Origin of the sequence: Cronobacter universalis NCTC 9529 (assembly GCF_001277175.1) — a bacterium.
GTDB lineage: Bacteria > Pseudomonadota > Gammaproteobacteria > Enterobacterales > Enterobacteriaceae > Cronobacter > Cronobacter universalis.
Genome location: NZ_CP012257.1, coordinates 869,379 through 896,223 on the forward strand (window position 1 = coordinate 869,379; position 26,845 = coordinate 896,223).

Sequence of the window (26,845 nt, forward strand, 5' to 3'; positions counted from 1 at the left end):
TGATGCCCGGCGCGAAAACGCGCGGACGACGTTTATTTATTGCGGGTGAGCTTTTCGAGGTCGGATTCGATCTCGGAGATCTTGTTCGCCACGACGCTTTCCAGATGGCGCAGATCGTCGAGGATTTTGCGTTTCAGATCCACTTCGGTGCGGTCGCGCTGGCAGAGTTGATCCAGCTCGTCTATCACGTAGCGCAGGTTAGGGCTGATCTCCTGCACTTCTTTGTAACCCTGACCGACGCCGTCGGCGACCACGGTTTTGCGCTGGCGTGGGTATTTAAACTTCACGCTCTTGGCGAAGAACTCGCCCTTATCCTTATGGAAGTAGATCTTCAGGATATCGTTGTTCGCTTCCTGGCGCAGACTGTAACGGTCGATTTCATCAGGATTGGTTATGCCAAGACTCTTAAGGTTGTCGTACATAGCGATCCCCCTGGGGAAATATTAACCTTTAGATAATTAATGAAAAGATCTCATCGCGCCACCCTCAGATGTGAAAAAGGCGGGTCAGGCCCGCCTTTTTTCGTTCTGCTTAGTCGATGGTGCGAAGCAGTTCGTTGATACCGACTTTACCGCGGGTTTTCGCGTCGACCTTCTTCACGATCACCGCGCAGTAGAGGCTGTATGAGCCATCTTTCGACGGCAGGTTGCCGGAAACCACCACGGAGCCTGCCGGCACGCGGCCGTAGAAGACTTCGCCGGTTTCGCGGTCATAAATCTTGGTGCTCTGGCCGATGTAAACGCCCATTGAGATAACAGAGCCTTCTTCGACGATAACGCCTTCCACCACTTCAGAGCGCGCGCCAATGAAGCAGTTGTCTTCAATGATGGTCGGGTTGGCCTGCAACGGCTCCAGTACGCCGCCGATGCCGACGCCGCCGGAGAGGTGAACGTTTTTACCGATCTGCGCGCAGGAGCCGACGGTGGCCCAGGTATCCACCATGGTGCCTTCATCGACATACGCGCCGATGTTGACATAAGACGGCATCAGCACGGTGTTGCGGGCGATAAACGCGCCCTGACGCACGGCCGCAGGCGGCACCACGCGAAAGCCTTCTTTCTGGAAGCGGGCTTCGTCGTAGTTAGCGAATTTCATCGGCACTTTGTCGAAGTAGCGGCTTTCCGCGCCTTCAATCACCTGGTTGTCGTTAATGCGGAAGGACAGCAGCACCGCTTTTTTCAGCCACTGGTGGGTGACCCACTCGCCGTTGATCTTCTCTGCGACGCGCAGTTCGCCGCTGTCCAGCAGGGCGATAACCTGGTTAACCGCCTCGCGGGTGACGGCATCGACGTTCGCCGGCGTGATGTCGGCGCGGCGCTCGAAAGCGGATTCAATAACGTTCTGTAGCTGCTGCATAATTAGCTTCTTTCCTGATAACTTTTGGGTATTAAAAATTCACTACACTTTATCGTTTGGATTGAGGGCCTCTGTCAACCGTTGTCTCACCTCTTGCTGGAGCAGATTATTAAGCCCACGCCGGTCCGCTGTCGCGATTATAAATAAATCTTCTACTCGCTCCCCGATTGTACTGATCCGGGCCCCGTGCAGCGAAATGCCGAGGTCGGCGAAGACCTGCCCGACGCGCGCCAGAAGGCCGGGCTGATCGAGCGCGATAAGCTCCAGAAACGATTTTCTGTCGGTGTGGGTCGGCAGAAAATTGACCTCGGTTTCCACCGTAAAGTGCCGTAGTTTGGCCGGCTGGCGGCGCGGCTGCGGCGGCTGCCAGGTGCGCTGGGTGATCGCCTGCTCAAGACCGTGGCGAATCGCCTCGTGGCGGTCGGGGGAGAGCGGGCTGCCGTCCGGCTCCAGCACAATAAAGGTATCCATCGCCATGTCGTCGCGAGTCGTGAAGATCTGCGCGTCATGTACGCTCAGATTGCGCCGGTCAAGTTCGGCGCAGACGGCGGCGAAGAGGTAAGGGCGGTCCGGGCTCCAGATGAATATCTCGGTGCCGCCGCGCGTCGCCTGCGGGCTTAGCAGAATAAGCGGCTGGCTGAGATCGTGACGGAGCAGATGCCGCGCGTGCCAGGCGAGCTGGTTCGGACTATGGCGCACAAAGTAGTTGGCGCGACAGCGTCCCCAGATGTGGTGCAACGCCTCTTCGTCGATGTTTTCCATACGCAGTAGCGCCAGCGCCTGAAGCTGGTGATGGCGCACCCGCTCGCGCATATCGGGCGTGCTTTGCATGCCGCGGCGCAGCTGCTTTTCGGTCGCGAAGTAGAGCTCGCGCAACAGGCTCTGCTTCCAGCTGTTCCAGAGCGTCTCGTTGGTGGCGCAGATATCCGCCACCGTCAGGCAGACCAGGAATCGCAGCCGGTTTTCGGTCTGCACTTCTTCGGCGAATTGTTTAATGACTTCCGGATCCTGAATGTCGCGGCGCTGGGCCGTGACCGACATCAACAGGTGGTGGCGCACCAGCCAGGCGACCAGCTGCGTTTCACGCGAATTCAGGCCGTGCAGCTCGGCGAATTTCAGGATGTCCTGCGCGCCCAGCACCGAGTGGTCGCCGCCGCGCCCTTTGGCGATATCATGGAACAGCGCGGCGATGAGGATCAGTTCCGGGTGCGACAGACGCGGCCAGAGATCCACGCAGAGCGGGTGCTTCTGGCGCGTCTCTTCTTTGGCGAAGCTTTCCAGCTTCAGCAACACGCGAATGGTGTGCTCATCCACCGTATAGGCGTGGAAGAGGTCAAACTGCATCTGGCCGACGATATGCGACCATTGCGGCATATAGGCCCACAATACGCTGTGGCGATGCATCGGCAGCAGGCCGCGGCTTACCGCGCCCGGATGGCGCAGCATCGCCAGAAACAGCGAGCGGGCTTCCGGTATGTAGCACAGCGGCTGTTTAAGATGGCGGCGCGCGTGGCGCAGATGGCGCAGCGTGGTGGAGTAGATGCCGGTGATGTCGCGGTTACGCACCATCATGTAAAACATGCGCAGGATGGCCTGCGGCTCGCGGATAAACAGTGTCTCGTCGCGCAGATCGATAAGCGTGCCGCGCAGCTGGAAATCGTCATCCAGCACGCGCGGTTTTTCATCGGTGGTGAGCGCGAGGATCGCTTCGTCGAACAGTTGCAGCAGCATCTGGTTGAGCTCGCCGACGCGGCGCGTGACGCGGTAAAAATCCTTCATCATATGCTCAACCGGCTCGTTGCCTTCGCCTTCATAACGCAGGCGCTGAGCCACGCTCAGCTGGCGGTCGAACAATAACCGGTTGTCGTAGCGGTTGAGCTCCAGATGCAGCGCAAAGCGAATACGCCACAGCAGATGCTGGCACTCGTCGAGCTCGTTGCGCTCGGCTTCCGTCAGAAAGCCGAAGCCGACCATTTCACGCAGCGACGTGGCGCCAAAATGACGGCGCGCCACCCATTGCAGAGTGTGGATATCGCGCAGGCCGCCGGGGCTGCTTTTGATGTCCGGCTCCAGATTGTAGCTGGTGCCGTGATAACGCTGGTGGCGCTCGTTCTGCTCTTCCACCTTAGCGGCGAAGAACTTCTCCGAAGGCCAGAAACCGTCGCTGAAAATGTGTTTTTGTAACTCAAGGAAGAGCGCCACGTCGCCAATCAGCAGGCGCGATTCGATAAGATTTGTGGCGACGGTGAGATCCGAAAGCCCTTCCAGCAGACACTCTTCAAGCGTGCGTACGCTGTGGCCCACTTCCAGCTTCACGTCCCACAGGAGCGTCAGCAGCTCGCCCACTTTCTGCGCCTGCGCTTCGCTTAAGCGCTTGCGGCTCAGGATCAGCAGATCGATATCCGATAATGGGTGCAGTTCGCCGCGCCCGTAACCGCCCACCGCTACCAGCGCGGCGTCGGTGGTTTCGCCAAAGCTCGCGGCGAGCCACAGCCGTTGCAGGAGCTGATCGATAAATTCAGTACGCGCTTCAATCAGCCGTTCGGCGCTATAGCCGTCGTCAAACGCCGCGCCCAGCCACTGCTGAAAGGCGTCGAGATAGTGTTTGATTTGCGCGCAGTTCAGCGCGTCGGCAGGCCAGGTGGCGGGGTTTTCAGGCTGTCCGGGAAGAGGAGCAAGCGTGGTATTCACCGACTGCTCGGGTAATGTGTTACTCATCATGCGCCACCCATAAAAAAAGCCGGCGTTTGCCGGCTTCTTATTAGTCGTTATGCGAAATGATGTTGGGTATGGTGTCGTCCTTACGCAACGTCAGAATTTCGCAGCCGTTATCCGTCACCACAATAGTATGCTCGTACTGCGCAGACAAGCTGCGATCCTTGGTTTTCACCGTCCAGCCATCCTTCATGGTGCGGATGCGGTAGTCGCCGGCGTTAACCATCGGCTCGACCGTGAAGGTCATGCCCGGTTGCAGCACGACGCCGCCGTCGTCGGCGTCGTAATGCAGCACCTGCGGCTCTTCATGAAAGCCGCGGCCAATGCCGTGTCCGCAATATTCACGCACCACAGAAAAGCCTTCCGCTTCCACGAATTTCTGAATGGCGGCGCCGAGGGTGCGCAGACGAATGCCGGGTTTCACCATACGCAGCGCGACATAGAGGCTTTCCTGCGTAATGCGGCACAGGCGCTCGCCCAGAATGGTCGGCTTGCCGACGATAAACATTTTGGACGTGTCGCCGTGGTAGTCATCTTTAATGACGGTCACGTCGATGTTGACGATATCGCCATCTTTCAGCAGCTTGCCGTCGTCGGGAATACCGTGGCAGATCACTTCATTAATAGAGATGCACACGGATTTCGGGAAGCCGTGGTAGTTCAGGCACGCGGAGATCGCATGCTGGTGATTGGTAATGTAATCGTGACAGATACGATCCAGCTCGCCCGTGCTGACGCCCGGCTTCACATGTTCTTCGATCATCTCAAGCACTTCAGCGGCAAGCCTGCCCGCGACGCGCATTTTTTCGATTTCTTCAGGGGTTTTGATTGAAATAGCCATAATCTGGTCCGCTGGTGCCGGAAAAGTCGGCAATACTGATAAATGTAAAACAATGGTATCAGGGCATCAGGAAGGTGCCAAATTGAGAATCATTAAGGGCAGGTCCAGTGAACAACTATTGGAGTCCGTGGCGAAATTGTGATATAAAGCGCGCCGGACTTCTGTACCAGAATCCTGGCACAGAGGCGACTACTCTCACTTTGTGTAATAACACACACGTATCGGCACATATTCCGGGGTGCCCTTCGGGGTCGGTAATATGGGATACGTGGAGGCATAACCCCAACTTTTAAACAGAGGTTTTAAATCATGGCAACTGTTTCCATGCGCGACATGCTCAAGGCTGGTGTTCACTTCGGTCACCAGACCCGTTACTGGAACCCGAAAATGAAGCCGTTCATCTTCGGTGCGCGTAACAAAGTTCACATCATCAACCTTGAGAAAACCGTACCGATGTTCAACGAAGCCCTGGCTGAGCTGAGCAAAATTTCTTCCCGTAAAGGTAAGATTCTGTTCGTCGGTACCAAACGCGCTGCAAGCGAAGCGGTGAAAGAAGCTGCTAACAGCTGCGACCAGTTCTTCGTGAACCATCGCTGGCTGGGCGGTATGCTGACTAACTGGAAAACCGTTCGTCAGTCCATCAAGCGCCTGAAAGATCTGGAAACTCAGTCTCAGGACGGCACCTTCGATAAGCTGACCAAAAAAGAAGCGCTGATGCGCACTCGTGAGCTGGAAAAGCTGGAAAACAGCCTCGGCGGTATCAAAGACATGGGCGGCCTGCCGGACGCACTGTTCGTTATCGACGCTGACCACGAGCACATCGCTATCAAAGAAGCAAACAACCTGGGCATCCCGGTATTTGCTATCGTTGATACCAACTCCGATCCGGACGGTGTTGACTTCGTTATCCCGGGTAACGATGACGCCATCCGTGCTGTCAGCCTGTACCTGAATGCTGTTGCTGCAACCGTTCGTGAAGGCCGTTCTCAGGATCTGGCTGCTCAGGCGGAAGAAAGCTTCGTAGAAGCTGAATAATAAGGCATGCTCGTTTCGAGCCCTTATTAACCAGGTAGTAACAAGTTTGGTTAGGGGGCCTGTCTCAGGCTCCCTTTTTTGTTTGAGTCGGGTGTGTCGGAGAGTTCCGACAGGCCTGGACTTATCTCCCCGCACGAGATAACCGAGGATTATAGAATGGCTGAAATTACCGCTTCCCTGGTAAAAGAGCTGCGCGAACGTACTGGCGCAGGCATGATGGAATGTAAAAAAGCTCTGGTTGAAGCTAATGGCGACATCGAGCTGGCTATCGAAAACATGCGTAAATCTGGCGCGATCAAAGCGGCGAAAAAAGCAGGCAACGTAGCTGCTGACGGCGTGATCAAAACCAAGATCGAAGGCAACTACGGCGTGATCCTGGAAGTTAACTGCCAGACCGACTTCGTTGCTAAAGACGGCGGTTTCCAGGCGTTCGCTGACAAAGTGCTGGACGCGGCTTTTGCGGGCAAAATCACCGACGTTGAAGCGCTGAAAGCGCAGTTCGAAGAAGAGCGCGTTGCACTGGTTGCTAAAATCGGCGAGAACATCAACATCCGTCGTATCGCATCCCTGGAAGGCGACGTTCTGGCAAGCTACCTGCACGGCGCGCGTATCGGCGTTCTGGTTGCGGCTAAAAACGCTGACGAAGAGCTGGTTAAACAGCTGGCGATGCACGTTGCTGCAAGCAAGCCGGAATTCGTTAAGCCGGAAGACGTGTCTGCTGACGTGGTAGAAAAAGAGTACCAGGTACAGCTGGACATCGCCATGCAGTCTGGCAAGCCGAAAGAAATCGCAGAGAAAATGGTTGAAGGCCGCATGAAGAAATTCACCGGCGAAGTTTCTCTGACCGGTCAGCCGTTCGTTATGGACCCGAGCAAAACCGTTGCTCAGCTGCTCAAAGAGCACAACGCTGACGTAACTAACTTCATCCGCTTTGAAGTGGGCGAAGGCATCCAGAAAGTTGAGACTGACTTCGCAGCAGAAGTTGCTGCCATGTCCCGCCAGTCTTAATGGTGTAAAAGAGCCGCCTGAGGGCGGCTCCTTTTTATCCGTCATTCATAAATTTCGGCCTGCTCTTATATAGCCGGAGCCGGAATGCGACGCATCATGTCGCCTGAATTAACCATCCCATTCGTTGACAGTTCCAGGAAAGAAACATGGCTACCAATGCAAAACCCGTCTATAAACGCATTCTGCTCAAGCTGAGTGGCGAAGCGCTGCAAGGAGCAGAAGGCTTCGGTATTGATGCGAGCATTCTGGATCGCATGGCGCAGGAAATTAAAGAGCTGGTGGAGCTGGGCATCCAGGTCGGGGTGGTGATCGGCGGCGGCAACTTATTCCGCGGCGCTGGCCTTGCCAAAGCCGGTATGAACCGTGTCGTGGGCGATCACATGGGCATGCTGGCGACCGTCATGAACGGTCTTGCGATGCGCGACGCGCTGCACCGCGCCTATGTTAACGCTCGCCTGATGTCTGCCTTCCCGTTAAACGGCGTGTGCGACAACTACAGCTGGGCTGAAGCTATCAGCCTGCTGCGCAACAACCGCGTGGTGATTCTGTCCGCCGGCACCGGCAACCCGTTCTTCACCACCGATTCCGCCGCCTGCCTGCGCGGTATCGAAATTGAAGCCGAGGTGGTGCTGAAGGCGACGAAAGTCGACGGCGTCTACTCCGCAGACCCGATGAAAGATCCGACCGCGACGCTTTATGATCAGCTCTCCTACCAGGAAGTGCTGGAAAAAGAACTGAAAGTGATGGATCTGGCGGCCTTTACGCTCGCACGCGACCACAAATTGCCGATTCGTGTTTTCAACATGAATAAGCCGGGCGCGCTGCGCCGCGTGGTAATGGGCGAAAAAGAAGGCACTTTGATTACGGAATAATTTTCGTTTCAAGGGAATCAGGGTAAGATTCCGCTTTAAAATCAGTTTCCGTGACCAGGCGACCCATCGGGTGCCGCAAGATAAAGAGGCTATACTTAGCACGCAGCCGCAAGGCATCGTGGCGCGGGTGTGGTCTGCCTGATAACCCGTTTTAAAGGATTCGTAACGTGATTAGCGATATCAGAAAAGATGCTGAAGTACGCATGGATAAATGCGTTGAAGCATTCAAAACCCAAATCAGCAAAGTGCGTACCGGCCGCGCTTCCCCGAGCCTGCTGGACGGGATCGTGGTGGAATACTACGGCACGCCGACGCCGCTGCGTCAGCTGGCTAACGTTACCGTCGAAGATTCCCGTACGCTGAAAATCAACGTATTCGATCGCTCTATGAGCCCGGCCGTTGAGAAAGCGATTATGGCATCTGACCTCGGCCTGAACCCGAGCTCCGCGGGCAGCGATATCCGCGTTCCGCTGCCGCCGCTGACCGAAGAGCGTCGTAAAGACCTTATCAAAGTGGTGCGTGGCGAAGCCGAGCAGGCGCGCGTGGCTATCCGTAACGTCCGTCGCGACGCGAACGATAAAGTGAAAGCGCTGCTGAAAGATAAAGAGATCGGCGAAGATGAAGATCGCCGTTCTCAGGACGACGTTCAGAAAATGACTGACGCCGCCATCAAGAAAGTGGACGCGGCGCTGGCTGATAAAGAAGCCGAGCTGATGCAGTTCTAATCCCTTTCTGATGATACTGTAAACGCCGTACAGGAGAACCGCATCGCGGTTTTCGCTGGCGGCGTTTTGCATTGGATCGCGCGTCTGCGCGGTGCGTTTATTCTTATTTCACGTTGAGCGCCTCATGAAGCATTTAACCATTCTCGGCTCTACCGGCTCTATCGGTTGCAGCACCCTTGATGTTATCCGTCATAATCCGGAAGAATTTTCGGTTACCGCCCTGGTGGCGGGCAAGAACGTCGCCCGAATGGTTGAGCAATGTCTGGAATTTCGCCCGCGTTTCGCGGTGATGGATGATGAGGCGAGCGCCCGTGAATTGCGTGACACGCTGCGCCAGCAGGGCAGCTCCACTGAAGTATTCGCCGGGCGCGACGCGGCCTGCGAGATGGCGTCGCTTGATGAGGTAACGCAGGTGATGGCGGCTATCGTCGGCGCCGCCGGGCTGCTGCCGACCCTTGCCGCTATCGCGGCCGGTAAGCAAGTGTTACTGGCGAATAAAGAATCGCTGGTGACCTGCGGGCGGCTTTTTATGGACGCGGTGGCCCGTAGCGGGGCGCAACTGCTGCCGGTGGATAGCGAGCATAACGCGATTTTTCAGAGTTTACCGGCAACAATTCAACACAACCTGGGGTACGCTAAACTTGAGGAAAGCGGAGTTTCTTCGATTATCCTCACCGGATCTGGTGGACCGTTTCGACAGACGCCTTTGCCTGAACTGACGGCAATGACGCCGGACCAGGCGTGCCGTCATCCTAACTGGTCGATGGGGCGTAAAATATCCGTCGATTCGGCTACCATGATGAATAAAGGTCTCGAATACATTGAAGCTCGCTGGCTCTTTAATGCCCGGGCAGACCAGATGGAAGTGTTGATTCATCCACAGTCGGTGATTCATTCCATGGTGCGTTATGCCGACGGCAGCGTGCTGGCACAACTGGGCGAACCCGATATGCGCACCCCCATCGCGCATACGATGGCCTGGCCGGCGCGCGTCCCTTCCGGCGTGCAGCACCTGGATTTTTGCAAGATAGCGACGCTGAGCTTCGGCGAACCGGATTATCAGCGCTATCCGTGTCTGAAGCTCGCCATCGACGCCTTTGAAAAAGGGCAGGCGGCGACGACAGCGCTTAACGCGGCGAATGAAATTACGGTCGCCGCTTTTCTTGCCGGAGAGATTCGTTTTACGGATATCGCAGCGCTTAATCAGGCGGTGCTGGATGAAATGGATCTTCGTGAACCGCAAAGTGTGGATGAAGTGCTCACCGTAGATGCCGAAGCGCGCATTGTTGCGCACAAACGGGTGACGCGTCTCGCAAGCTGATGATTAATCACGCGGCGGAGGCGACGTTATTTGTGAGCGCTCTGCTTCGGTGATATAGTCTGCGCCACCTGAATACGGGTGGGTGAGCCTGGCCGGTCGGGCGAGCCGTGGTTGTCACGGCTTTTTTATGCAAAGGCTTCAGTATTCCTGAGTACCGCTTAATCCTTATCAGGGAATAAATACGCGTTATGTTGTCTGTAAACCTTCCATTAAGCGAAAACTTGCCCGCACATGGCGCGCGCCATGTTGCCATTATTATGGATGGCAATGGTCGCTGGGCGAAAAGACAAGGGAAAATCAGAGCCTTTGGTCATAAAGCGGGGGCGAAGTCGGTTCGCCGCGCGGTTTCTTTCGCTGCAAACAATGGTATTGAGGCACTGACGCTTTACGCATTCAGCAGCGAAAACTGGAATCGTCCCGCGCAGGAAGTCAGCGCGCTGATGGAATTATTTGTCTGGGCGCTCGACAGCGAAGTGAAAAGCCTGCATCGCCATAATGTGCGTTTAAGGGTTATCGGCGATATTAGCCGCTTCAACACCCGTTTACAGGACCGTATCCATAAAGCCGAAGCGTTAACCAGCCAGAATACTGGCCTGACGCTGAATATCGCCGCGAATTATGGCGGACGTTGGGATATTATTCAGGGAGTGCAGCATTTAGCGGCACAGGTCAAGGAAGGGGTATTGCGTCCTGACCAGATTGATGAAGAGATGCTCAGTAAGCAGATCTGCATGCATGAGCTGGCTCCCGTAGATTTAGTGATTAGGACAGGGGGAGAGCATCGCATCAGTAATTTCCTGCTGTGGCAAATCGCCTATGCGGAACTCTATTTTACCGATGTTCTCTGGCCTGATTTTGATGAACAAGACTTTGAAGGTGCGCTAAATGCCTTTGCCAACCGGGAACGTCGGTTCGGCGGCACGGCACCTGGTGGCATCGATGCCTGATGGGGGTAGCTTTTGCTGAAGTATCGCCTGATTTCTGCGTTTGTTTTAATACCGGTTGTTATCGCCGCGCTGTTTTTGTTGCCGCCGATGGGTTTCGCGATTGCGACGCTGGTCGTTTGCGTGCTGGCAGCCTGGGAGTGGGGGCAACTGAGCGGTTTCGCTGCCCGATCTCAACGGGTATGGCTGGCGCTGCTTTGCGGGCTCTTTCTGGCGTTGATGCTCTTTTTTCTGCCCATCTACCAGGCGCCGATTAACGTTCCGCTGGTCGAAGGCGCGCTCTGGGCGTCGCTGGGCTGGTGGGTGGTCGCGCTGCTGCTGGTGCTGTTTTATCCCGATTCCGCGGCATTCTGGCGCCATTCTAAAGCGCTGCGCCTGGTGTTTGGCCTGTTGACGATTGTCCCGTTTTTCTGGGGCATGGTGGCGCTGCGCGCCTGGCACTACGACGCCAATCATTACAGCGGCGCGCTCTGGCTGCTGTATGTGATGATTTTGGTCTGGGGCGCGGATTCCGGCGCGTATATGTTTGGTAAAATGTTCGGCAAGCATAAGCTTGCGCCGAAAGTCTCACCGGGCAAAACCTGGCAGGGCTTTATCGGCGGGCTGTTTACCGCGGCGATTATCTCCTGGATTTATGGCGCATGGGCGGATCTTAACGTCGCGCCTGTGACGCTGTTGACCTGTTCTATTGTCGCCGCGCTGGCATCTGTGCTGGGCGATCTGACCGAGAGCATGTTTAAGCGCGAAGCGGGCATTAAAGACAGCGGGCATCTGATCCCAGGCCACGGCGGTATTCTCGATCGCATCGACAGCCTGACGGCGGCGGTGCCGGTTTTCGCCTGCCTGCTGCTGCTGGTCTTCAGGACGATTTAACGGAATAAATTATGTTGAGCATACTCTGGAATCTGGCGGCTTTTATTATCGCACTGGGCGTTCTTATCACGGTGCATGAGTTCGGCCACTTCTGGGTTGCGCGAAAAGCGGGCGTGCGCGTGGAGCGCTTCTCCATCGGCTTTGGTAAAGCGCTGTGGCGGCGCACTGACCGCCACGGCACAGAATATGTCATCGCCCTGATCCCGCTGGGCGGCTATGTCAAAATGCTCGACGAGCGCGTGGAGCCGGTTGCGCCGGAACTGCGTCACGAAGCCTTCAACAATAAAACCGTGGCGCAGCGCGCCGCGATTATCGCCGCCGGGCCCATCGCCAACTTCCTCTTCGCTATTTTCGCCTACTGGCTCGTTTTCATGATGGGCGTGCCGGGCCTTAAGCCAGTGATTGGTGAAATAACGCCCAATTCCATCGCGGCAAACGCACAAATCGAACCCGGCACGGAACTAAAAGCCGTAGATGGCATCGAAACGCCAGACTGGGATGCTGTGCGTCTTGAACTGGTCGGCCATATCGGCGACGAGAACGTGACGCTGAGCATTGCCTCGCCAGGGGACACGGCGGCCACGGATAAAGTACTCGATCTGCGCCAGTGGCAGTTCGAGCCGGATAAAGAAGATCCGGTCGCGTCGCTTGGCATCAGGCCGTTTGGGCCGAAAATTGAACCGGTGCTTGCGCAGGTGCAACCGAAGTCCGCCGCCAGTAAAGCGGGTTTGCAAGCCGGAGACAGGATCGTTAAAGTCGATGGGCAGCCGCTCAGTGAGTGGTCAACCTTTGTGACGACGGTGCGTGATAATCCGGCGCGGCCGCTCGCAATCGAAATAGAAAGACAGGGGAGCCCCTTGTCTTTGACGCTGATACCGGATACAAAACCCGGTAACGAAAAGGCGGAAGGGTTTGCAGGCGTGGTGCCAAAAATCGCGCCGCTGCCCGATGAGTACAAAACAGTGCGCCAGTATGGGCCGTTCAACGCGATAACAGAAGCTACGGCGAAAACGTGGCAACTGATGAAGCTGACGGTCAACATGCTGGGAAAATTACTGACCGGCGACGTTAAACTGAACAACCTCAGTGGGCCAATCTCGATTGCCCAGGGCGCAGGGATGTCGGCGGAGTTCGGGTTGATTTACTACCTGATGTTTCTGGCGCTGATCAGCGTGAACTTAGGGATTATCAATCTGTTCCCGCTACCCGTACTCGACGGGGGACATTTGCTGTTTCTGGCGATTGAGAAGCTTAAAGGCGGGCCGGTTTCCGAGCGAGTTCAAGACTTTAGTTATCGCATTGGCTCAATTTTGCTGGTGCTGTTAATGGGGCTTGCACTTTTCAATGATTTCTCTCGGCTATAGAGAGCAGGTTAGGAAGAACGCATAACAACGATGGCGATGAAAAAGTTGCTCATAGCGTCGCTGCTGTTTAGCAGCGCCACCGTATACGGTGCAGACGGGTTCGTAGTGAAGGACATTCATTTCGAAGGCCTGCAGCGAGTCGCCGTTGGTGCGGCCCTCCTCAGCATGCCGGTTCGCGTTGGCGATACGGTAAACGACGAGGATATCAGTAATACTATCCGCGCGCTGTTTGCCTCCGGCAACTTCGAGGATGTGCGGGTGCTGCGCGACGGCGATACGCTGCTCGTTCAGGTAAAAGAGCGCCCGACGATCGCCAGCATCACTTTCTCCGGCAATAAGTCGGTGAAAGATGACATGCTTAAGCAGAACCTCGAAGCTTCTGGCGTGCGCGTGGGTGAATCCCTCGACCGCACCACGCTTTCCGATATCGAAAAGGGTCTGGAAGACTTTTACTACAGCGTGGGTAAATACAGCGCCAGCGTAAAAGCCGTGGTCACGCCACTGCCGCGTAACCGCGTTGACCTGAAGCTCGTCTTCCAGGAAGGCGTCTCCGCCAAAATCCAGCAGATCAACATCGTCGGTAACCGCGCGTTCAGCACCGAAGAGCTGATTTCCAACTTCCAATTGCGTGACGAAGTGCCGTGGTGGAACGTGGTGGGCGATCGCAAATACCAGAAGCAAAAACTTCAGGGCGATCTCGAAACGCTGCGTAGCTACTACCTCGATCGCGGTTACGCGCGCTTCAATATCGACTCCACGCAGGTCAGCCTGACGCCGGATAAAAAAGGCATCTACGTCACCATCAACGTGACCGAAGGCGATCAGTACAAGATTGCCGGCGTTGAAGTGAGCGGCAACCTGGCGGGTCACTCCGCTGAAATCGAGTCGCTGACCAAAATGCAGCCTGGCGAGCTTTACAACGGCACGAAAGTGACCCGTATGGAAGACGACATCAAAAAACTGCTTGGCCGTTACGGTTATGCGTATCCGCGCGTGCAGACGCAGCCGGAAATCAACGATGCCGATAAAACCGTTAAGCTGCATGTGAATGTCGATTCCGGCAACCGTTTCTATGTGCGCAAAATCCGCTTTGAAGGTAACGACACCTCCAAAGATGCCGTTCTGCGCCGCGAAATGCGTCAGATGGAAGGCGCGTGGCTCGGCAGCGATCTGGTCGATCAGGGTAAAGAGCGTCTGAACCGTCTCGGCTATTTCGAGACCGTGGACGTGGATACGCAGCGCGTTTCCGGCAGCCCGGATCAGGTTGATGTAGTTTACAAGGTTAAAGAGCGTAACACCGGCAGCTTTAACTTCGGCGTGGGCTACGGCACCGAAAGCGGCGTCAGCTTCCAGGTGGGCGTGCAGCAGGATAACTGGCTTGGTACCGGCTATTCCGTCGGCATCAACGGCACCAAAAACGACTACCAGACGTACTCTGAGTTCTCCGTCACCAACCCGTACTTTACGGTCGATGGTGTGAGCCTCGGCGGGCGCATCTTCTACAACGACTTTAAAGCGGATGATGCCGATCTCTCCTCCTACACCAACAAAAGCTATGGTCTGGATGGAACGCTGGGCTTCCCGGTTAACGAATACAACACGCTGCGCCTCGGCTTAGGTTACGTACACAACGACCTGTCGAATATGGAACCGCAGGTGGCGATGTGGCGTTACCTGGATTCTTTAGGCCAGAGCGCGAAAACGACCTCCGATGACAACGGTTTCTCGGCGGACGACTTCACGCTGAACTACGGCTGGACTTACAACCACCTTGACCGCGGCTTCTTCCCGACGTCCGGCTCTCGTGTGAACCTGAACGGTAAAGTGACGATTCCAGGCTCGGATAACGAGTTCTATAAAGTCACGCTCGATACGGCAACGTATGTGCCTATCGATGACGACCACAAATGGGTGGTGCTGGGTCGTACGCGCTGGGGTTACGGCGACGGCCTGAGCGGCAAAGAGATGCCGTTCTATGAAAACTTCTATGCGGGCGGCTCCAGCACCGTGCGTGGTTTCCAGTCCAACAACATCGGTCCTAAAGCCGTTTATTACAGCGGTCCGGGTCTGGATAACTGTGACAAAGCGGCGGGCGGCTACTGTTCTTCCGACGATGCGGTGGGCGGTAACGCGATGGGCGTCGCAAGCCTTGAGTTCATTACCCCGACGCCGTTCCTGAGCGAGAAATACGCGAACTCCGTTCGTACCTCGCTGTTCGCCGACGCGGGTACCGTCTGGGATACCAACTGGCAGAACACCGCGGCGATGCGTGCGGCGGGCGTGCCGGATTACAGCGATCCGAGCAACATCCGTATGTCTGCGGGTATTGCGTTACAATGGATGTCTCCGCTTGGGCCGCTGGTGTTCTCGTATGCCCAGCCGTTCAAGAAATACGAGGGAGACAAAGCAGAACAGTTCCAGTTCAATATTGGCAAGACCTGGTAATGTTCATTACAAGGGAATGCGTTTAGCAGTCGCGATGACTTTCGGTGCGTGCGCATAGCACGCATCCGGGCCACGCAAAGAATAGTGCTCTTGGGCACATATGGGATGGTAAGGAGTTTATTGTGAAAAAGTGGTTATTCGCTGCAGGTCTTGGCCTGGCAATGGCAGCATCAGCTCAGGCTGCTGACAAGATCGCTGTAGTTAACATGGGTAATCTGTTCCAGCAGGTTGCACAGAGCACTGGCGTTTCTAAAACGCTGGAAAATGAGTTCAAAGGCCGCGCCGGCGAACTGCAGCGCATGGAAACCGACCTGCAGGCTAAAATGCAGCGTCTGCAGCGTGACGGCTCTACCATGAAGGCGAGCGATCGCAGCAAACTGGAGAAAGACGTCATGGCGGGTCGCCAGGAGTTCTCCAGCAAAGCGCAGCAATTCGAACAGGATCGCGCACGTCGTTCTAATGAAGAACGCGGCAAACTGGTGACTCGTATTCAGAGCGCCGTTAAAAAAGTGGCTGCTGACCAGGATATCGATCTGGTGGTAGACGCCAATACTGTGGCTTACACCAGCAGCGATGTAAAAGACATCACCGCCGATGTGCTGAAACAGGTTAAATAAGTAATGCCTTCAATTCGACTGGCTGATTTAGCTCAGCAGTTGGATGCGGAGTTACACGGTGATGGCGATATCGCCATCACCGGCGTCGCTTCCATGCAATCTGCGCAACCTGGGCAAATCACATTCATGGTAAACCCGCGTTACCGTGAACAACTGGCGCACTGCCAGGCTTCTGCGGTCGTCATGACCGAGGCCGATCTCCCTTTTGCCAACAGCGCCGCGCTGGTAGTGAAAAATCCCTACCTGACTTACGCGCGTATGGCTCAGATTCTCGATACCACGCCGCAGCCAGCGTCCAGCATCGCGCCGAGCGCGGTGATTGACGCCTCTGCGCGGCTTGGCAATAACGTCTCCGTTGGCGCTAACGCTGTGATTGAATCCGGCGTAGAGCTTGGCGACAACGTCGTTATCGGCCCTGGCTGTTTTGTCGGTAAGAACAGCAAGCTTGGCGCCGGTACTCGCCTGTGGGCGAACGTCAGCATTTATCATGATATTCAGATTGGCGAAAACTGCCTGATCCAGTCCAGCACCGTCATCGGCGCAGATGGCTTCGGCTACGCTAACGATCGCGGCAATTGGGTTAAAATTCCACAACTTGGCCGCGTCATTATCGGCGATCGCGTTGAGATTGGCGCCTGTACGACTATCGATCGCGGCGCGCTTGACGACACCATTATCGGCAATGGCGTGATCATTGATAATCAGTGCCAGATTGCACATAACGTCGTGATTGGCGACAATACGGCGGTCGCAGGCGGCGTTATCATGGCTGGCAGCCTGAAAATTGGTCGCTACTGCATGATTGGCGGCGCCAGCGTGATTAATGGCCATATGGAAATCTGCGATAAAGTAACGGTAACAGGGATGGGGATGGTCATGCGTCCTATTACTGAACCTGGGGTCTACTCTTCAGGCATACCGCTGCAACCGAACAAAGTGTGGCGCAAAACGGCGGCGCTGGTGATGAACATTGATGAAATGAACAAACGCTTAAAAGCAGTTGAGCGTAAAGTCACTCACCAGGACTAACTCGCCGGTAAATAAAGCCTGCCCGCCAACAGAACCGCGGCCTGCAAGCGATCCAGAATCGCCGCAGGCCGTGTTATTATTGCCCATTCAGTATATTTTTAGACAGGAAGAGTATTTTGACTACTGAAACTCATACTCTGCACATTGAAGAGATTTTAGAGCTTCTGCCGCACCGTTATCCATTCCTGCTGGTGGATCGCGTGCTGGATTTTGAGGAAGGTCGTTTTCTACGCGCAGTAAAAAATGTCTCTGTAAACGAGCCTTTTTTCCAGGGTCACTTTCCTGGTAAACCCATTTTTCCGGGCGTATTGATTTTAGAAGCCATGGCGCAGGCCACCGGCATTCTGGCATTCAAAAGCGTTGGCAAACTGGAACCGGGTGAACTTTACTATTTTGCAGGCATCGATGAAGCGCGCTTTAAGCGCCCTGTCGTGCCAGGCGACCAGATGGTGATGGAAGTTACCTTTGAAAAAACGCGCCGTGGAGTCACTCGCTTCAAAGGCGTCGCGCTGGTTGACGGTAAAGTGGTTTGTGAAGCCACCATGATGTGTGCACGGAGCCGGGAGGCCTGATACGTGATTGATAAGACCGCCTTTATTCATCCCACCGCCATTGTGGAAGAGGGCGCCGTTATCGGTGCTAACGCCCACATTGGTCCGTTTTGTATTGTCGGCCCTGATGTCGAAATCGGTGAAGGTACCGTACTGAAATCGCACGTTGTCGTTAACGGTCATACCACGATCGGTCGCGATAACGAGATCTATCAGTTCGCGTCTATCGGCGAGGTCAACCAGGATCTGAAATATGCTGGCGAGCCGACCCGCGTCGAGATTGGCGATCGCAACCGCATCCGCGAAAGCGTCACCATTCATCGCGGCACGGCACAGGGCGGTGGTCTGACGAAGGTGGGCAGCGATAACCTGCTGATGATTAATGCGCACGTCGCGCATGACTGCACAGTGGGCAACCGCTGCATTCTTGCCAATAACGCCACGCTTGCCGGACATGTTTCCGTCGATGATTTCGCTATCATCGGCGGCATGACGGCCGTGCATCAGTTCTGCATCATCGGGGCACACGTCATGGTGGGCGGCTGCTCCGGCGTCGCGCAGGACGTGCCGCCTTATGTGATCGCGCAGGGCAACCACGCGACGCCGTTTGGCGTGAACATCGAAGGGCTCAAGCGTCGCGGCTTCAGCAAAGAAGCGCTGCACGCTATCCGTAACGCTTACAAGCTGCTTTACCGCAGCGGTAAGACGCTGGACGAGGTGAAGCCGGAAATCGCAGAGATTGCCGCAAAGCATCCTGAAGTGCAGCCGTTCTACGATTTCTTCGCCCGCTCCACGCGTGGTCTGATTCGTTAATGACCCGTCCGCTGACGATTGCCCTGGTCGCCGGAGAAACCTCCGGCGATATTCTTGGAGCCGGTCTCATCCGTGCGCTCAAGGCGCGCGTACCAAACGCGCGTTTTGTCGGCGTCGCGGGCCCGCGTATGCAGGCCGAAGGCTGCGAAGCCTGGTATGAGATGGAAGAGCTGGCCGTGATGGGAGTTGTGGAAGTGCTGGGCCGCCTGCGCCGCCTGCTGCATATCCGCGCCGATCTCACCGAGCGCTTCACCGCGCTGAAACCGGATGTGTTCGTCGGTATCGACGCGCCGGATTTTAACATCACGCTGGAAGGCAACCTGAAAAAACAGGGCATTCGCACGATTCACTACGTCAGCCCCTCCGTCTGGGCCTGGCGCCAGAAACGCGTTTTCAAAATAGGCAGAGCCACCGATCTGGTGCTCGCGTTTCTGCCTTTCGAAAAAGCGTTTTATGACAAATTTAACGTTCCGTGTCGCTTTATCGGCCATACCATGGCGGACGCGATGCCGCTGGACCCGGACAAAAACGCGGCGCGTGACGTGCTGGGTATCGCCCACGACGCCCGCTGTCTGGCGCTGCTGCCAGGCAGCCGCAGTGCGGAAGTGGAAATGCTGAGTGCGGATTTCCTGAAAACCGCGCTGCGTTTACGTGAGCATTACCCGGATCTCGAAATCGTCGTGCCGCTGGTCAACGCGAAGCGGCGCGAACAGTTCGAGCGCATCAAAGCGGAAGTCGCGCCAGAGCTGACCGCGCATCTGCTTGACGGCCACGCGCGCGAAGCGATGATCGCAAGCGACGCGGCGCTGCTTGCCTCCGGCACCGCCGCGCTCGAATGTATGCTGGCGAAATGCCCGATGGTGGTTGGCTATCGCATGAAGCCGTTCACCTTCTGGCTGGCGAAACGTCTGGTGAAAACTGAATTTGTGTCGCTGCCTAATCTGCTGGCCGGGCGCGAGCTGGTGAAAGAGCTGCTCCAGGATGACTGCGAGCCACAGAAGCTCGCCGACGCGCTGCTGCCGCTGCTCGCTGACGGCAAGCAGAGCCATGAGATGCACGACACTTTCCGTAAACTGCATCAGCAGATCCGCTGCAATGCCGATGAACAGGCGGCGGACGCGGTGCTGGAACTGGCGCAATGATGGAATTTATCTATCCCCATACGCATCTGGTGGCGGGCGTTGATGAAGTGGGCCGCGGCCCGCTGGTCGGCGCCGTGGTCACCGCTGCGGTGATCCTCGATCCGCTCAAGCCCATCGTCGGGCTGGCGGATTCCAAAAAGCTGTCTGAAAAGCGTCGCCTTGCGCTGTTTGACGAGATCAAAGAGAAGGCGATCGCCTGGAGTCTCGGGCGCGCGGAGCCGCACGAGATTGACGAGCTGAATATTCTCCACGCCACGATGCTCGCCATGCAGCGCGCCGTGGCGGGGCTTGCCGTCACGCCGGAATATGTGCTGGTGGACGGCAACCGCTGCCCGGCCTTGCCAGTGCCAAGCATGGCCGTCGTCAAAGGCGACAGCCGGGTGGCGGAAATCAGCGCCGCGTCGATACTGGCTAAAGTAACGCGCGACGCGGAAATGGCTGAACTGGACCTCACCTTTCCTCAGTATGGATTTGCTCAGCACAAGGGCTATCCGACCACCTTTCACCTTGAGCGGCTTGCCGAGCACGGCGCGACGGCGCATCATCGGCGCAGCTTCGCGCCGGTCAGACGCGCGCTGGGCATTGCCTCTTAACGACGAAACAGAGTTAACCGGAAACAGAAATGGCTGAACCTCGTTTTGTGCACCTGAGAGTGCACAGTGACTATTCCATGATCGATGGACTGGCAAAAACGGGGCCGCTGGTAAAAAAGGCGGCCGCGCTTGGCATGCCTGCCTTTGCCATTACTGACTTCACCAACCTGTGCGGGCTGGTAAAATTTTACGGCGGCGCGCACGGCGTCGGCATGAAGCCGATTATCGGCGCCGACTTCAATATGCAGTGCGAACTGCTGGGCGACGATTTCTCGCACATCACCGTGCTGGCGGCGAACAACACCGGCTATCAGAACCTGACGCTGCTTATCTCGCGCGCCTACCAGCGCGGCTATGGCGCGGCCGGCCCGTGGATTGACCAGCAGTGGCTGGCGGAACTGGGCGAAGGGCTGATCCTGCTCTCCGGCGGTCGTCAGGGTGATGTCGGTAAGTGTTTACTTCGTGGTAATAACGTTATGGCCGAGCAGGCGCTGGCGTTTTATCAGGAACATTTCCCGGACCGCTACTATCTGGAGCTGGTGCGTACCGGCCGCCCGGATGAAGAGCGCTATCTGCATGCCGCCGTCGCGCTGGCGGAAGAAAAAGGCGTTCCGGTCGTGGCCACCAATGACGTGCGCTTTATCGAGCCCGGCGACTTCGACGCCCATGAGATTCGCGTCGCCATCCACGACGGGTTTACGCTCGACGATCCGAAAAGGCCGCGCCACTACTCGCCGCAGCAATATCTGCGCACCGAAGAGGAGATGTGCGAGCTCTTTTCCGATATCCCCGAGGCGCTGGAAAACAGCGTGGAGATTGCTCGTCGCTGTAACGTCACGGTGCGTCTCGGCGAATATTTCCTGCCGCAATTCCCGACCGGCGATATGACCACTGAAGATTTCCTGGTCATGAAATCGAAGGAAGGTCTGGAAGAGCGCCTTGAGTTCCTGTTCCCGGACCCGGAAGAGCGCGTACAGAAGCGCCCGCCCTATGACGAGCGTCTCGATATCGAACTCCAGGTTATCAACCAGATGGGCTTCCCCGGTTACTTCCTGATCGTGATGGAGTTTATCCAGTGGTCGAAGGATAACGGCATTCCGGTAGGGCCGGGCCGTGGTTCGGGCGCGGGATCGCTTGTGGCGTATGCGCTGAAAATCACCGATCTCGATCCGCTGGAGTTTGACCTGCTGTTCGAACGTTTCCTTAACCCGGAACGTGTCTCCATGCCCGACTTCGACGTTGACTTCTGCATGGAAAAACGCGACCAGGTGATTGAGCACGTCGCCGATATGTACGGCCGTGATGCGGTATCGCAGATTATTACGTTCGGTACGATGGCGGCGAAAGCGGTGATCCGCGACGTCGGCCGCGTGCTGGGGCACCCGTACGGGTTTGTCGATCGCATCTCTAAACTGGTGCCGCCCGATCCGGGCATGACGCTTGCCAAAGCCTTTGAAGCCGAACCGCAGCTGCAGGAAATTTACGATGCCGATGAAGAGGTTAAAGCCCTCATCGACATGGCGCGCAAGCTTGAAGGCGTAACGCGCAACGCCGGTAAACACGCCGGTGGCGTGGTGATCGCGCCGACAAAAATTACCGACTTCGCGCCGCTCTATTGCGACGAGATGGGCCACCATCCGGTCACGCAGTTTGATAAAAACGATGTCGAATACGCGGGCCTGGTGAAGTTCGACTTCCTGGGTCTGCGCACGCTCACCATTATCAACTGGGCGCTGGATATGATTAACGCCCGTCGTGCGAAGCAGGGGCTGGAGCCTATCGATATCGCGGCCATCCCGCTGGATGACAAGAAAAGCTTCGACATGCTTCAGCGCTCGGAAACCACCGCGGTCTTCCAGCTTGAATCGCGCGGCATGAAAGATCTTATCAAGCGTCTGCAGCCGGACTGCTTCGAAGATATGATAGCCCTGGTGGCGCTGTTCCGTCCGGGGCCGCTGCAGTCGGGCATGGTGGATAACTTTATCGACCGTAAGCACGGACGCGAGGCTATCTCCTATCCGGATATTCAGTGGCAGCACGAGAGCCTGAAGCCAGTGCTGGAGCCGACCTACGGCATCATCCTGTATCAGGAACAGGTGATGCAGATAGCTCAGGTGCTTTCGGGTTATACCCTCGGCGGCGCGGATATGCTCCGTCGCGCCATGGGTAAGAAGAAACCCGAAGAGATGGCCAAGCAGCGCTCCATCTTTGAAGACGGCGCGAAAAATAACGGCATCGACGGCGAGCTGGCGATGAAAATCTTTGACCTGGTGGAGAAATTCGCCGGGTACGGATTTAACAAATCGCACTCTGCCGCCTATGCTTTGGTTTCATACCAGACGCTGTGGCTCAAAGCCCACTATCCGGCGGAGTTTATGGCGGCGGTCATGACCGCCGATATGGACAACACCGATAAAGTGGTGGGGCTGGTGGATGAGTGCTGGCGCATGGGGCTTAAGATCCTGCCGCCGGATATCAACTCCGGGCTGTACCATTTCCACGTCAACGACGACGGGGAGATTGTCTACGGTATCGGCGCGATTAAAGGCGTCGGCGAAGGCCCTATCGAGGCCATCATCGAGGCGCGTAATAAAGACGGCTACTTCCGCGAGCTGTTCGATCTCTGCGCCCGTACCGACACCAAAAAGCTCAACCGCCGCGTACTGGAAAAACTGATCATGTCCGGGGCGTTCGACCGCCTCGGGCCGCACCGCGCCGCGCTGATGAATTCGCTTGGCGACGCGCTGAAAGCGGCGGATCAACACGCGAAAGCCGAGGCTATCGGCCAGGCGGATATGTTCGGCGTGCTGGCGGAAGAGCCGGAGCAAATCGAGCAATCCTACGCCAGCTGTCAGCCGTGGCCGGAGCAGGTGGTGCTGGATGGCGAGCGTGAAACGCTGGGGCTGTATCTCACGGGTCACCCCATTAACCAGTACCTGAAAGAGATCGAGCGCTATGTCGGCGGCATGCGCTTAAAAGATATGCATCCTACCGAACGTGGCAAAGTGACCACGGCGGCGGGTTTGATAATTGCCGCGCGGGTTATGGTCACCAAGCGCGGCAATCGTATCGGCATCTGTACGCTGGATGACCGTTCCGGGCGTCTTGAAGTGATGTTGTTCACCGATGCTCTGGAAAAATACCAGCATCTGCTGGAAAAAGACCGAATCCTTATCGTCAGCGGACAGGTCAGCTTTGATGACTTTAGCGGGGGCCTTAAAATGACCGCCCGTGAAGTCATGGACATTGACGAAGCCCGCGAAAAGTATGCGCGCGGGCTTGCTATCTCGCTGACGGACAGGCAAATTGATGACCAGCTTTTAAACCGACTCCGTCAGTCTCTGGAACCCCACCGTTCGGGAACCATTCCAGTACATCTCTACTATCAGAGGGCGGATGCACGCGCCCGGCTGCGCTTTGGCGCGACGTGGCGTGTCTCTCCGAACGATCGTTTACTCAACGATCTGCGTGGCCTGATTGGTTCGGAGCAGGTGGAACTGGAGTTTGACTGATGCGCTGCATCAGGTGCCGGGCCCCTGAATCGCTGGACTCAACCCGCGTGGCCTGCCAGGTTCGGAGCAGGTGGAACTGGAGTTTGACTAATACAGGAATACTATGAGTCTGAATTTCCTTGATTTCGAACAGCCGATTGCTGAGCTGGAAGCGAAAATCGATTCTCTGACTGCGGTAAGCCGTCAGGATGAAAAACTGGATATTAACATCGACGAGGAAGTGCATCGTCTGCGTGAAAAAAGCGTAGAGCTGACGCGCAAAATCTTTGCCGATCTCGGCGCATGGCAGATCGCCCAGCTGGCGCGTCATCCGCAGCGTCCGTACACCCTGGATTATGTCCGCCTGGCGTTTGACGAATTTGACGAGCTGGCAGGCGATCGCGCCTATGCCGACGACAAAGCGATCGTGGGCGGCATCGCTCGTCTGGATGGGCGTCCGGTGATGATCATTGGTCATCAGAAAGGGCGTGAAACCAAAGAGAAAATCCGTCGTAACTTTGGTATGCCAGCACCGGAAGGTTACCGTAAGGCGCTGCGCCTGATGGAAATGGCTGAACGTTTCAACATGCCAATCATTACCTTCATCGACACCCCGGGCGCGTATCCGGGCGTGGGCGCGGAAGAGCGCGGCCAGTCCGAGGCTATCGCCCGTAACCTGCGTGAAATGTCTCGCCTGAAGGTGCCGGTTATCTGCACCGTTATCGGCGAAGGCGGCTCCGGCGGCGCGCTGGCTATCGGCGTTGGCGATAAAGTGAATATGCTGCAATACAGCACCTATTCCGTTATCTCCCCGGAAGGCTGTGCCTCCATTCTGTGGAAAAGCGCCGATAAAGCGCCGCTCGCTGCCGAAGCGATGGGCATCATCGCGCCGCGCCTGAAAGAGCTGAAGCTCATCGACAGCGTGATCCCGGAACCGCTGGGTGGCGCGCACCGCAACCCGGAAGCCATGGCGCAGTCGCTGAAAACGCAGCTGCTGGCGGATCTCGCCGATCTCGACGTGCTGAGCAAAGACGATCTGCTCACCCGCCGCTATCAGCGTCTGATGAGCTACGGTTACGCCTGATAAACGGCGAATAAAAATCTCAATGAGGGTCGCGAAAGCGGCCCTTTTTTATGGGCGCGCGGCGCTGATGAAATGTGATTTTTGCGATGAGTTAACGTGAGATACCCCGTCTGGCCCCCTTCCTACACTCGCAGGTGAACCACAACCACACGGGGACACCGGAATGGAAATTGCAAAAATCGCGGCGATTGGCGCCGCTGGGTTTCTCGCAGGCTCGCAGGCCCTGGCCGCGCCGCTGCTCAGCAGCAGCACGCCTTATACCCTTAACGCCAGCGACCTGACTAAAAAAGAGCAGGAGCTGACGAACTTTCCACTGATGCAGTCGGTAAAAAGCGCTATCCGCACGCTGGATAACGCGCAGGTCGAACAGATAGCGCCGGGGCGCGCCGCGAACCCGGACAACGTCAAACGCGTCGAAAACATTCTCACCGCCCAGGACTGGGAGTTTCTCTTTCCGCTGCGCGCGCCGGAATATACCTACACCAACTTTCTGAAAGCCGTCGGCAAATTCCCGGCGGTGTGCGGCAGCTATAGTGACGGACGCGACGCTGACGCCATCTGCCGGAAATCGCTCGCGACTATGTTCGCGCACTTCGCGCAGGAGACCGGCGGTCACGAGAGCTGGCGCGAGCAGCCGGAGTGGCGGCAGGCGCTGGTCTATCTGCGCGAAATGGGCTGGACCGAAGGACAAAAGGGCGGCTATAACGGCGAATGTAACCCGGACACCTGGCAGGGGCAGACCTGGCCCTGCGGTAAAGATAAAGATGGCGATTATGTCAGTTACTTCGGGCGCGGCGCCAAACAGCTCTCCTATAACTACAACTACGGGCCATTCTCTGACGCGATGTATGGCGACGTCCGCCCGCTGCTCGATAAACCGGAAATGGTCGCCGATACCTGGCTGAATCTCGCCAGCGCGATCTTTTTCTTTGTTTATCCGCAGCCGCCCAAACCGGGCATGCTGCATGTGATTGACGGCACCTGGACGCCGAACGAACACGATAAAGAGAGCGGGCTGGTGCCGGGCTTTGGCGTCACCATCCAGATTATCAACGGCGGCGTGGAGTGCGGCGGCGAGGCGGAAAACGCCCAGTCGCTTAACCGTATCGCCTATTACAAAGAGTTTGCCAAATACCTGAAGGTGCCGGTTCCGGCGGATGAAGTGCTCGGCTGTAAGAAAATGAAGCAGTTTGACGCGGGCGGTTCAGGCGCGTTGCCGATCTACTGGGAGATGGACTGGAGCTGGAGCACCACCACTCCGGACGGCCAGGCTTACGCCTGCCAGCTGGTGGGGTATCAGACGCCGTTCAGCGCGTTCAAAGAGGGGGACTACGCCAAATGCGTACAGAACCACTTTAACGTGAACATCGTCAACGACGCCTCCGGCGGCACCACGCCCGCGCCGCAGCCTGCTCCGCAGCCGCAACCGTCCCCGGCGCCTTCCGCAAACGTGGCGCCCGTTGCGCGCATCAGCGGCCCGGTGGGCGCGGTAGAATCGGGCAGTAAAGTCTCGCTGAGCGCGACGGGCTCCAGCGATGAAAACGGCGATGCGCTGACCTACACCTGGATGGCGCAGACCGGGCAGACGCTGAGCGGCAAAGACAAGAGCGTGGTGACTTTCAACGCGCCAGAGAGCGCCAGCGACGCGCAGTACACCATCAGCCTGAAAGTGGACGACGGCAAGCTGAGCGATACCACCAGCTATATCCTCAACGTGAAAGCGAAAGCCAAAACGCCGGACGCCGGCCCGGTAAGCTATCCGTCGTGGACCGCGAGCCAGAGCTGGAAACCGGGCGATATCGTGCTCAACCAGGGCGCGCTCTACCAGTGCAAACCGTTCCCGGCAGGCGGCTGGTGCAGCGTGGCGCCGGCCTACTATGAGCCAGGCGCGGGTCTTAACTGGCAGGACGCCTGGGACGCGCTGTAAGGGCAAAAGCCAGCCTGCGGGCTGGCTTTTTTGTTATTACCCTGAGAAAGCAGACGGCGAATTCCAGGTTTTTTGCCTTCTCTCCCGTCGTTCCGCTTC

Annotated in this window: 22 protein-coding genes; 18 read left to right on the forward strand and 4 right to left on the reverse strand. The window is 56.8% G+C overall.

Annotated features, from left to right (window positions below):
• Positions 1-32 precede the first annotated feature (32 nt).
• The 4 genes from AFK65_RS03915 to map all read right to left on the reverse strand — a co-directional run bounded on the left by AFK65_RS03915 (position 33) and on the right by map (position 4,912).
• Positions 33-422, reverse strand: a complete 390-nt coding sequence (locus AFK65_RS03915) for a DUF3461 family protein (RefSeq protein ID WP_004386143.1) — start codon at positions 420-422, stop codon at positions 33-35.
• A 109-nt stretch (positions 423-531) separates the two neighbouring features.
• Positions 532-1,356 carry a 2,3,4,5-tetrahydropyridine-2,6-dicarboxylate N-succinyltransferase gene (gene dapD, locus AFK65_RS03920; protein WP_004386142.1) on the reverse strand — a complete coding sequence of 275 codons (825 nt, stop codon included), beginning with the start codon at positions 1,354-1,356 and terminating at the stop codon, positions 532-534.
• Positions 1,357-1,398: 42 nt separating this feature from the next.
• A complete protein-coding gene (glnD, locus tag AFK65_RS03925) occupies positions 1,399-4,074 on the reverse strand; it encodes a bifunctional uridylyltransferase/uridylyl-removing protein GlnD (RefSeq protein WP_038858086.1) in 2,676 nt (891 codons plus the stop codon).
• 43 nt (positions 4,075-4,117) lie between these two features.
• A complete protein-coding gene (map, locus tag AFK65_RS03930) occupies positions 4,118-4,912 on the reverse strand; it encodes a type I methionyl aminopeptidase (RefSeq protein ID WP_038858011.1) in 795 nt (264 codons plus the stop codon).
• Between the two features lie 309 nt (positions 4,913-5,221).
• Between map and rpsB the strand changes: the two genes are divergently transcribed.
• The 18 genes from rpsB to AFK65_RS04020 all read left to right on the forward strand — a co-directional run bounded on the left by rpsB (position 5,222) and on the right by AFK65_RS04020 (position 26,746).
• Positions 5,222-5,947 carry a 30S ribosomal protein S2 gene (gene rpsB / locus AFK65_RS03935; RefSeq protein WP_004386139.1) on the forward strand — a complete coding sequence of 242 codons (726 nt, stop codon included), beginning with the start codon at positions 5,222-5,224 and terminating at the stop codon, positions 5,945-5,947.
• 156 nt (positions 5,948-6,103) lie between these two features.
• Positions 6,104-6,955, forward strand: coding sequence for a translation elongation factor Ts (gene tsf, locus AFK65_RS03940; protein ID WP_004386138.1), 852 nt, complete (start codon positions 6,104-6,106; stop codon positions 6,953-6,955).
• 146 nt (positions 6,956-7,101) lie between these two features.
• The gene (pyrH, locus tag AFK65_RS03945; RefSeq protein ID WP_007697022.1) at positions 7,102-7,827 is read left to right on the forward strand and encodes a UMP kinase; all 726 of its coding nucleotides are present in this window, start codon (positions 7,102-7,104) and stop codon (positions 7,825-7,827) included.
• 167 nt (positions 7,828-7,994) lie between these two features.
• Positions 7,995-8,552 (forward strand): ribosome recycling factor, encoded by a 558-nt coding sequence (gene frr, locus AFK65_RS03950; RefSeq protein WP_007666696.1) that lies wholly within the window; start codon positions 7,995-7,997, stop codon positions 8,550-8,552.
• A 124-nt stretch (positions 8,553-8,676) separates the two neighbouring features.
• Positions 8,677-9,873 carry a 1-deoxy-D-xylulose-5-phosphate reductoisomerase gene (gene ispC, locus AFK65_RS03955; RefSeq protein ID WP_032805217.1) on the forward strand — a complete coding sequence of 399 codons (1,197 nt, stop codon included), beginning with the start codon at positions 8,677-8,679 and terminating at the stop codon, positions 9,871-9,873.
• A gap of 188 nt (positions 9,874-10,061) precedes the next feature.
• Positions 10,062-10,820 carry a (2E,6E)-farnesyl-diphosphate-specific ditrans,polycis-undecaprenyl-diphosphate synthase gene (ispU, locus tag AFK65_RS03960; protein WP_038858010.1) on the forward strand — a complete coding sequence of 253 codons (759 nt, stop codon included), beginning with the start codon at positions 10,062-10,064 and terminating at the stop codon, positions 10,818-10,820.
• A gap of 12 nt (positions 10,821-10,832) precedes the next feature.
• Positions 10,833-11,690, forward strand: a complete 858-nt coding sequence (cdsA, locus tag AFK65_RS03965; protein ID WP_007697082.1) for a phosphatidate cytidylyltransferase — start codon at positions 10,833-10,835, stop codon at positions 11,688-11,690.
• 11 nt (positions 11,691-11,701) lie between these two features.
• Positions 11,702-13,054 (forward strand): sigma E protease regulator RseP, encoded by a 1,353-nt coding sequence (rseP, locus tag AFK65_RS03970; protein WP_007697085.1) that lies wholly within the window; start codon positions 11,702-11,704, stop codon positions 13,052-13,054.
• Positions 13,055-13,084: 30 nt separating this feature from the next.
• Entirely contained in the window at positions 13,085-15,499 is a 2,415-nt protein-coding gene (gene bamA / locus AFK65_RS03975) for an outer membrane protein assembly factor BamA (RefSeq protein ID WP_032804291.1), read from the forward strand.
• A gap of 122 nt (positions 15,500-15,621) precedes the next feature.
• Positions 15,622-16,116: a molecular chaperone Skp gene (gene skp, locus AFK65_RS03980; RefSeq protein WP_007697090.1), complete on the forward strand. Its 495-nt coding sequence runs from the start codon at positions 15,622-15,624 to the stop codon at positions 16,114-16,116.
• Between the two features lie 3 nt (positions 16,117-16,119).
• Positions 16,120-17,145 carry a UDP-3-O-(3-hydroxymyristoyl)glucosamine N-acyltransferase gene (gene lpxD / locus AFK65_RS03985; protein ID WP_038858008.1) on the forward strand — a complete coding sequence of 342 codons (1,026 nt, stop codon included), beginning with the start codon at positions 16,120-16,122 and terminating at the stop codon, positions 17,143-17,145.
• A 116-nt stretch (positions 17,146-17,261) separates the two neighbouring features.
• Entirely contained in the window at positions 17,262-17,717 is a 456-nt protein-coding gene (gene fabZ, locus AFK65_RS03990) for a 3-hydroxyacyl-ACP dehydratase FabZ (protein ID WP_004386127.1), read from the forward strand.
• 3 nt (positions 17,718-17,720) lie between these two features.
• Positions 17,721-18,509: an acyl-ACP--UDP-N-acetylglucosamine O-acyltransferase gene (gene lpxA / locus AFK65_RS03995; RefSeq protein WP_004386126.1), complete on the forward strand. Its 789-nt coding sequence runs from the start codon at positions 17,721-17,723 to the stop codon at positions 18,507-18,509.
• Positions 18,509-19,651, forward strand: coding sequence for a lipid-A-disaccharide synthase (gene lpxB, locus AFK65_RS04000; RefSeq protein ID WP_038858006.1), 1,143 nt, complete (start codon positions 18,509-18,511; stop codon positions 19,649-19,651). Before lpxA ends, lpxB begins: the two co-directional genes overlap by 1 nt.
• Complete coding sequence (rnhB, locus tag AFK65_RS04005; protein ID WP_038858004.1) at positions 19,648-20,244, forward strand: ribonuclease HII; 597 nt, start codon at positions 19,648-19,650, stop codon at positions 20,242-20,244. The genes lpxB and rnhB overlap by 4 nt, the downstream gene beginning before the upstream one ends.
• Before the next feature lie 29 nt (positions 20,245-20,273).
• Entirely contained in the window at positions 20,274-23,756 is a 3,483-nt protein-coding gene (gene dnaE / locus AFK65_RS04010; RefSeq protein WP_038858002.1) for a DNA polymerase III subunit alpha, read from the forward strand.
• 103 nt (positions 23,757-23,859) lie between these two features.
• Positions 23,860-24,819 carry an acetyl-CoA carboxylase carboxyl transferase subunit alpha gene (gene accA, locus AFK65_RS04015; protein ID WP_007697329.1) on the forward strand — a complete coding sequence of 320 codons (960 nt, stop codon included), beginning with the start codon at positions 23,860-23,862 and terminating at the stop codon, positions 24,817-24,819.
• A 163-nt stretch (positions 24,820-24,982) separates the two neighbouring features.
• On the forward strand, positions 24,983-26,746 hold the full coding sequence (locus tag AFK65_RS04020; RefSeq protein ID WP_038858000.1) for a glycoside hydrolase family 19 protein: 1,764 nt from the start codon (positions 24,983-24,985) through the stop codon (positions 26,744-26,746).
• The last annotated feature ends 99 nt before the right edge of the window (positions 26,747-26,845 follow it).